The 3,473-nt window shown below is 68.6% G+C and carries 1 protein-coding gene and 1 pseudogene; both read right to left on the reverse strand.

Annotated features, from left to right (window positions below):
- Positions 1 to 171 precede the first annotated feature (171 nt).
- A pseudogene (locus tag ACWC09_RS52370) lies at positions 172 to 961 on the reverse strand (globin domain-containing protein).
- Positions 962 to 1,025: 64 nt separating this feature from the next.
- Positions 1,026 to 3,473: S8 family serine peptidase (locus tag ACWC09_RS52375; protein WP_450859372.1), on the reverse strand; the 2,448-nt coding region annotated here is incomplete at its 5' end.

Genomic DNA, 3,473 nt, shown 5'->3' on the forward strand with positions numbered 1-3,473 from the left:
GGCACCGTGGGTGCCGTGGTGTGCGCCGGTGGCTGCGGCAGCGTTGCCGTGGGGAGGTCCGCGCTGCCGCCCCCAGACCCCCGCTGTCGGCCTGAACGCCCTCGTCCTCAAACGCCGGACGGTGCTCGCGCAGCTCGGCTGGATTTCGCCGACCGGCGCCGAGAAGATCCCTCATCCCCGATACGGCGGCACAACCCCCCACCCCCACCGCGGCACCGGCTGCTCCGCCGGTGGCTTCGCGTCGGGGCTGGAGAAGTACACGGCGAGCCGCGTCCCCCACTCCACGTAGGCCAGGAAGGCGGACCGGAACTCGGCGTCCGTCGGGAGTTCCGCCTCGTCCGCCGCGTCCTGGATGAGGTTGACCCAGCGGCGGCGCTGGGGCTCGCTGATGTTCTTGTTGATGGGGGTACCCCCTCTGGGGGAGTCTTGCCACCATGTGGCCGTGGCCGCCCTGGGTGAGGGAGTAGGTGGGCGGCCCGCCGAAGACCTCGCCGAGCCACAGGGCGACATGCTCGGCGTGGTCGGGGGCCAGGTCGGCGAAGAGCGGGGCGAGGAGGTCGTCCTTGAGGACCTTGTCGTAGAAGGCCGAGGTCAGGCGGGAGAACGCTTCGGCGCCGCCCGCCCAGGCGTACAGCGTCGGCACCGAGGCTCCCCGGCCCCGCACCGTCGTCGGCTTGTAGTGCCGCATCTCGTCGATGTTCTCCACGTAGGGCTGGATCTCCGCGAAGAAGTCCTGGAACAGGTCGGACTTGCGGAAGCGCTCGACGTGGTCCTCGCACGACGTCCAGGTGATGCGCAGGACGTAGTGCTCGAAGTCGTCCTCGCAGCGGGCCAGTTCGTAGTCGACGCACTGCGGGGCCTCGGCCAGGTGGACGGCGGCACGGGTGTAGGCGGCCAGGAACTCCGCCGAGCGGGTTTCCGGGATGCGGTACCGGATGTATTCGACGGTCTCGGCAGTCATACGCCCACGGAAACACGGACCGCCCGCCGGAAGCTGCACCTCCGGCGGGCGGTTCGCTAACGGCTCACTTGCCGTAGTACGCGTTGTAGATCGAGATCGTCGACTTGTTGTTCTTCTTGTCGGTGATCTTCGCGTGGAAGGAGATCGCCTGGCCCTTGGCCGGGTTCTTCACGGTGATCTTGCCGTTCACCACGGAGACCTTCTTCCAGGTCTGGCCGTAGTCGTACGACACGTACACCGACAGCGACTTGAGGTTGCTGCCCTTCGCCGAGCCCTCGACGACGACCGGGATCTTGACCGTCTTGCCCGCCTCGACCTTGCTGCCCAGGTCCGTGGTCGCGTTGAAGCGGGCCGTGGAGGCCGGGAGCTTGGTGAGGTCGGAGGGCTTCTTCGAGTGGAACGTCCAGCTCGCGTCGATCCGGGTGGACGCCGCCGCGACCTTCACGCTGCGCTTGACCGAGGTCGTCAGCTTGTACGACGCCTCGCCGGCCGGAACCTTGAACGCCTTCTCGCCGAACAGCGGGTCGTCGTTCGAGCCGACCTTGGTGCCGTTGCGGTACAGGGTCGTGACGACCGAGGTGAAGGCCGAGGAGCCGGCGTGGGCGGACGAGTCGGCGAACAGCGGGACGGAGCCGTAGATGCTGTTGCCGTCGCGGTAGAGGCCGAAGTCGGCGTTCAGGTGCGGGCCGAAGACCGCCTTGTTGAACGTCTTCGAGTAGGTCTGGCCCGCCTTGAACGTCTGCGCGGCACCCAGCGAGTAGTACGCCTCGGAGACCGGGAAGCCGTCCGAGTCGACGCCGCCGTCCTGCTCGAACTCCATCTCCCACTTGACGCCGTTCACGGTCGACAGGTGCAGCTTCCGCGTGCTGGGCAGCGTCTGCGTCATGCCGATCGCGGAGGCCCCGCCGCTGAAGGGCAGCCAGCCGAACGCGCTGACCGAGCCCTTCTTGCCGCTCGCCGCACCGCCCAGGCCGACGTTGACCGTGGCCAGCTCGCTGGCCTTCCAGTGCTTGGTGAAGCCGGTGGCGAGCTGCTTGACGACACCGCCGGTGGTGGCGTCGTACTCCTCGTTGTCACCCTTGGTCCAGTGCCCGTCCCACTGCTGGGTCACCGAACCGTCGGTGATCTGCGGACCGAGGTGCGCGGTGCGGAAGTTGTCGTACGAGTCCAGGAACCAGCCGAAGCTGAAGCCGGCGTTGGCCGAGTTGACGTCGAACTCGGGTGACGCGAAGGCCGACTTGGCGGTCGCGTCCGGCACCGTGATGTCGATCGGCTTCGCCTTGCGGGCGTCGATCGTGATCGTGGTGTCCTTGGTGACGTTCAGCTTGGGCTGGGCCAGCCAGTCGGCACCCTTGGAGAAGTCCTCCGGGTCCACGTAGACGGCGGAGTTGAGGATGTAGCTGCCCTTGGGCACGCGCGTGGTGACCGTGCCGGACGGGTCGTAGGGCGAGTAGAACTTGCCGGCGCCGAGGCCGGACAGGCCGGCCAGGCTCGCGTCCCAGTTCTTCGCCCCGTTGCCGTCACGGTCGAGGACCTTCAGCGTGACGTTGTACGACTCGACCTCGCGCTGCACGGCAGCGGCCGTACGGACCGTCTGGCCGCCGCCCGTCGCCGTCACATACGCCGAGTACGCGCCGTCCAGCGTGCCGCCCAGCTTGGTGTTGACGGTGACGTCGACCGAGGCCTTGCCGCCCGCGGGGACGGTCACCTTCGACGCGCCCAGCTTGAAGAAGCCGGCGGGAGCCGCCTGGCCCTTCGGGTTGGTGGCCGCGATCGCGAGGTTCAGCGTGACGTCCTTGGTGCCCAGGTTGCGGTACGTCAGCTGCTTGGTGACCGGGGTGTCGTCGGTGTGCGGCCACTGCTGGGTGCCGAAGCTCACCGACACCGGGTCGGCGACCACCGACTGCTTGATGACCTTGTCGACCGCGATACGGCCCGAACCCTGCTCGAACGGCGTGTACTTGCCGCCCTTGGCCGAGCCGGTCAGCGCGCCCTTGAGCTCGGAGAACTTCCAGTCCGGGTGCTCCTGCTTCAGGATCGCCGCCGCGCCCGCGACATGCGGGGTCGCCATCGACGTACCCGAGATGGTCAGGTACCCGGGCGGGTTCTCGCCGACCTCCTTGTCGATCACGCTGCCGGGAGCGGCCGCCGCGGTGATGTCGACACCGGGGGCGGTGACGTCCGGCTTGATCTGGCCGTCGAGACCCGGACCGCGGCTGGAGAAGGACGCCAGCTTGTCCTTGTCGTCGACCGCGCCGACCGTGATCGCGTCGGCCGCGCTGCCCGGCGAGCCGATCGTCTCGTCGCCGAAGTCGCCTTCGTTGCCGGCGGCGATGGCGAAGAGGATGCCCTTCTCCTCCGAGAGCTTGTTGACCTCGGCCTCGAGCGGGTCGATCTCCGGGGTGTCGCCGCCGCCCAGGCTGAGGTTGACGACGTCGGCGCCCTGCTGGGCCGCCCACTCCATGCCGGCGAGGATGCCGGAGTCGTCACCGGAGCCGGTGTCGTCGAGGAC

Source organism: Streptomyces sp. NPDC001617 (assembly GCF_053596855.1).